The organism is Halothiobacillus sp., assembly GCF_028710545.1.
Taxonomy (GTDB): domain Bacteria; phylum Pseudomonadota; class Gammaproteobacteria; order Halothiobacillales; family Halothiobacillaceae; genus Halothiobacillus.
Genome location: NZ_JAQTTX010000089.1, coordinates 1 through 5,226, shown reverse-complemented (window position 1 = coordinate 5,226; position 5,226 = coordinate 1). Strand labels below are relative to the sequence as shown.

Genomic DNA, 5,226 nt, shown 5'->3' with positions numbered 1-5,226 from the left:
GGGCTGGAGCGTCAGGTTGGCGTTTTCAAGTAATAACTGGGTGCCGCGCCGCAGACTGACGGATTGAAGTTGAATCATAAGGAATTAATCACGAGGGAAGCTTGGAAAAAATAAACAGCGCGGAAGGATAACGCGTTTTGATGGCGGGTTGGTGCCAAAACGCGCGCGCAAAAAGAAAAACCCGCAGATGGCTGCCCATTAGCGGGTTTGGGAGCACGTCACCCCGAACTGGTGGCGCGCGTTCCGACCGAAGGGCATGTCATCGGCAATCATACGGCGTATCATACTTGGGCTCGCCTACAGCCGAATGGATGCGGCGCGCGAGGAAATCCACGGCTGGGCGGTACACGCCGAGGCGGCTGGCTGTAATCCCGCAACCTCATCCCGGCCATTTCGCGCACCTTTCCTGCTCGATACCCCGAACATGACCACAGCCGCGACCGAACTGGCCTATCGGATCGCAAGCGATCAGACCGTGGGCGATACGGCACCCGTTTTCGGGCTTCGTGCCATTGAACGTCAGATTCAGCGCATTCTGCACGCACCGGACGAGCAACCCGCACTATTTGTTTTCCACGACATTCTGCCCGTTACCTCATACCACCTTGGCACAATCCTTGAACCATTACAGCATGAGGGGCACAGCTTGCGGCATTTCTCTGCTTAGCAACTGGATCTGTCGGCTGCAAATCCATCCAAACAGTGCAGATGGATTTTTTGCTATGATTTTTTTCACCTGATTGTTTGCTGATGTTTTAAAACCATCCGGCAGCCAGTCGGACTTTTGGAAAATCAGCCCCATTCCGTTGAGGCCGAAGATTACCAAGCAATCCTGCCAAGGTAGATTGCCAAGGATGCAAAGACGATGAGCAGTTCGACAAATCGGCGGTGGCAAGCGGTTACGGCGCGCGTTGTTCGTGTGCTTGGATTTTTGGTTACAGCCGCGCTGCTACTGAATCCGCTGGCGGGCAAGACCGCTTATGCGGCGGCTGCGGCGACAACGACAACAACAACGGCGACATCGTCGGCGTCGCTCCGCTTTGCGCCCTTGCCTATGGTTGACGAGCGCACGCTGCGCGAGCAGTTCCTGCCGATGTTGGGGTATCTGGAACGCAAGACTGGGCTGCATTTTCGCTGGCAGTACATCCCTGAGTATCAAGGCATTCTTGAATCGCTGGAAAAAAACCGGCTCGATCTGGCCTTTCTTGGGCCGCTGCCCTACGTGGAACTGCGGCGCAAGGACGCCCAGGTGGCGCCGCTGGTGCATTTCCTCGAAAGCAACGGCCGCGCCAGCTATGAGTGCGCGTTGGTCGGCTTCGCGCCGGATGGGCTGAACAGCCCCCAGACGGTTGAAAACAAGCGCATCGGCCTGACTCAAGCGCAGTCCACCTGCGGCCCCTTCGCCGTCTCGCTGATGCTCAAACGTGCGGGGCGTCGCCTGAACGGAGACGGCAACCAAAGCTTTTTTGCCGACAGTCACAAACAGGCCATTCTGGGCGTTTTGCAAGGTCGCTTCGATGTGGCTGGCGTCAAGCTGAGCATCGCACGCCGCTATGCCAGTCTGGGGATTCATGTCATCGATCAGATCGGTCCATTTCCTGGCTTTGCCTTGGTGGCCAACCAACGTACTTTGACGACCGCGCAGATGAACGCGATCCGCCAGGCGCTGCTCGAAGCCACGCCGGAGGAACGCAAAAGCTGGGGATCGCCCATGCGCAACGGCTGCGTCGTCGCCCATGACTCGGATTACGACGGCATTCGCCAAGATCTCAAACGGCTAGGCGACTTTTGATGGATCGCCTGCTGCGTCGAATCCTGCTGATCGCCTTCGGCGCCATCCTGCTGACCGGCGGGCTGCTCTACGGCTACTTTACCCATCTCACCGACCAGCGCCTGGCGTTGAGCCAGACTCAGTTGAAATCGGCCTATCGAGGCATCAACCTCGGGTACCAGGAGTTCGCCGATGTCGTGTCGCAATGGATACTCAACGACCCTGAGAACCTGCGCCTGCTGCGCCGGATCGAGGGCGGCGATGCCAACGCACGCGGCCTGCTGTACCGCAGGCTTTACCCCTTATACAAAACGCTGCGCGCCAAGCAGGTGCGCCAGATGCAGTTCACCTCGGCAGACGGGCATGTGCTGCTGCGCATGCACGCACCGGAGCTAAGCGGTGACGATCTGAACGGCATCCGTCCGCTGATTCAGCGGGTGGTGCAGAGCAAGGCGCCGGCGACCCGCTTCGAGATCGGTCGGCTGATGTCGGGCTTTCGTTATATGTATCCGGTCATAGACAACGGCAAGGTCATTGCGGTGATGGAGGTGAGTCTGTCGTTCACCGCCATCCGCCGTCTGCTGGCGCGCGAGATCGGCAAGGATGACCTCGTCCGTTTCATGATACGCCGCAAGGAACTGACGAAGGCGCTGGACATGGAGGGCGACGGGGCGAGCACCTTGTTCAAGTCGTCTTACGCCAGCACCAGCCTGTCGCCCGACTACGTGACCGAAAATCTGGACAACCCGCTGTTCGGTGAGCAAAAGGAAACCCTGCCTGCGTCTGTTGCCACCCTGGAGCGGCAGCTCGGCACGATAGGCACGGTACGCAGGGCGATTCAGCGCGGCGAGCCCTTCGCCCACGAAGCCTGCATTGCCGGTGGTACCTGCTACCTGGCCAATGGGCTGCCGGTACGCGGCAGCGACGGCAGGGTGGACGCCTATGTGCTCGCCTACGCGCCAGATTCTGGGTATAGGGATCAATGGCTCGCCATGCTGACCGCATTTGCCATCGCCAGCCTGCTCATCGGCCTGCTGGCGTCGGTTGCGCTGCGTCAGCGCCGTACCCGCCAGCGCCTGTTGGCCTTGAGCGAACACGTCGATCAGGGGATTTACGTGACCGATCACGCCGGGCGCATCACCTACGCCAACCCATCCGCCAGTCACATCTTGGGTTATAAGCGCCACGAGCTGCTGGGGCGCAACGCCCACCGCCTGTTCCATGCCTCGGCCAAGGGGCAGCCGGATGACCACAGCATATGTCTGATCGAAGCAGCGACGCGCGAAGGCCATGTGTACCGCAGCGAGGATGTGGTCTTTCGTGCGCGCGATGGCAGCTTGATTCCGGTGGACGTCGTCGCCTCGCCGATTATCGATGCCGGCGAGATCACCGCCGAGGTCACCCTGTTCAGCGACATCCGCGAACGTCGGGCTCACGAGCAGCGTCTGCGAGAGGCCGACGCCGCGTTACGCGCCGCGGCCGAAGGGATCACCATCACCGATAGCCAAGGGCTCATCAAAGCCGTCAACCCGGCCTTTACCCGACTGACCGGCTATAGCGAGGCGGAGGTGCTGGGGCAAAATCCGCGCATCTTGTCCTCCGGACGTCAGCCGCGGGAGTTTTACGCGCAGATGTGGCGTGAACTGCGGAAAAACGGCGTCTGGCAGGGGGAGATCTACAACCGGCGCAAGGACGGCTCGATCTACCCGCAGTGGCTGTCGATTTCTGCGATTCTGGACGACAAAGGCAACACCACGGGCTTCATCGGGGCATCCAGCGATATTTCGGACATGAAGGATAAAGAGTCGCGGCTGTTCCACCTGGCTCATTACGATCCTCTGACCGATCTGCCCAACCGCCGCCTCCTCAGCGACCGCATGGAGCAGGCGATCCTGCGTGCGCAGCGCAAGGGCGCCTTGCTTGCGGTCATGCTCATCGATCTGGATGGCTTCAAGAAGGTCAACGACACGCTCGGTCACGAAGCAGGCGATCTGTTATTGATCGAGGTGGCCAGTCGCATCCGCGCCGAGCTGCGCGATGCAGACACGGTGGCACGCCAGGGCGGCGACGAGTTCGTGGTTCTTCTCGAAGACTTAAGCGATGTCAACGCGGCGTCCGCCGTCGCAGAAAAACTGGTGGCTTCGCTGGGGCGAGCCAATGACCTGCCGGGTTTCGGGGGTGAATCGGTGTTTGTAGGCGCTTCCATCGGCATCGCCTTCTATCCCCGCGACGGCCTGGATGCCACGACCCTGCTGAGCAGCGCTGACGCCGCCATGTATGCCGCCAAACAGGCCGGCGGACAAACCTGGCGGTATGGCAGCCAGGATCTGGTCAGTGAAGCCACGGAACGGCTGCGCCTCGAAAACGAGTTACGCCACGCCCTGAGCGCAGGCGAATTGCGCCTGTTCTACCAGCCGAAGATGGAACTGGATTCAGGGCGCATTTACGCCCTGGAGGCGCTGATTCGTTGGCAACATCCGCAGCGCGGCCTGATTTCGCCCGCCCTCTTCTTGCCGGTCGCTCAGGAAAGTCATCTCATGATCGACATCGGCAAATGGGTGCTCGACGAGGGGCTAAGACAATGCCGCGCCTGGCAGGAGGCCGGTCAACCCAAGATCTTATTGGACGTGAATGTGGACGGCGCCCAACTGGCTCGCGGCGATTTCATCGAAGTCGTCGAGCGGGCATTCGCCAGGGTCGGGGCGAAGCCCTGCTGGCTGGGGCTGGAGATCACCGAAACCGCCATCATGACCCATGACAATGGCGTCCTGACGAGCCTGCAGGAACTGCATCGACTGGGGATTGATCTGTCGATCGACGACTTCGGCACCGGACATTCCTCGTTAACGCGGCTCAAGAGCATGCCGAAGTGCACTCTGAAGATCGACACCAGCTTTGTGCGCGACATGGTCGAGGACGCGGACGATCGGGCGATCATCGCTTCCATCGTGGCGCTGGCGCACCAACTAGGCCTCAAAACCGTGGCCGAAGGCGTGGAGAACGCGCAGCAGTTGAGGCTGCTGCGCGAAATGGGCTGCGACGCCATCCAGGGCTATTTCCTGGCACGGCCCATGCCGGCCGATGAAGTGCCCGACTTCCTGCGCAAGCAGGCCGCGAAGGGCCGGACGTTGGGCTGAAAAAATCACAATATAATCAATTACTTGAGCAATTGAATTTATTAATAAGCCTGCCGGATTTTGGGGATATGACCCGGCAAATCCCCCCAACCCCCCTTTTTCAAAGGGGGGAGTCAGAATTTTTTTAACGAGTGTGCCGCTCCTTTTCAAAGAGGGGGAGTCAGCACGTTTTGAACGAATGCGCCCTTCCTCTGTAAGCGTCCAACCGCTCCACCTGTAAAACATGGGTCGTTTATGCTTTCTGCCTGAAGGGCAACAGTTCATCGATGCGGCTGTTGGGCCAGGTGGGTAGTTTTTCGAGGGTGTCTTTCAACCAGG

4 protein-coding genes are annotated in these 5,226 nt (G+C 59.8%); 3 read left to right on the top strand and 1 reads right to left on the bottom strand.

Annotated features, from left to right (window positions below):
- The first annotated feature begins 256 nt into the window (after nucleotides 1-256).
- From PHD44_RS12200 to PHD44_RS12190, 3 genes are all read left to right on the top strand, one after another.
- Nucleotides 257-667, top strand: coding sequence for a hypothetical protein (locus PHD44_RS12200; protein WP_300192113.1), 411 nt, complete (start codon nucleotides 257-259; stop codon nucleotides 665-667).
- Nucleotides 668-865: 198 nt separating this feature from the next.
- Nucleotides 866-1,792, top strand: a complete 927-nt coding sequence (locus PHD44_RS12195) for a PhnD/SsuA/transferrin family substrate-binding protein (RefSeq protein ID WP_300192111.1) — start codon at nucleotides 866-868, stop codon at nucleotides 1,790-1,792.
- Entirely contained in the window at nucleotides 1,792-4,908 is a 3,117-nt protein-coding gene (locus tag PHD44_RS12190; RefSeq protein WP_300192109.1) for an EAL domain-containing protein, read from the top strand. Before PHD44_RS12195 ends, PHD44_RS12190 begins: the two co-directional genes overlap by 1 nt.
- A 232-nt stretch (nucleotides 4,909-5,140) precedes the next feature.
- Here the strand turns inward: PHD44_RS12190 and PHD44_RS12755 are convergent, their stop codons facing one another.
- Nucleotides 5,141-5,221: a hypothetical protein gene (locus tag PHD44_RS12755; RefSeq protein WP_367182029.1), complete on the bottom strand. Its 81-nt coding sequence runs from the start codon at nucleotides 5,219-5,221 to the stop codon at nucleotides 5,141-5,143.
- Nucleotides 5,222-5,226 lie beyond the last annotated feature (5 nt).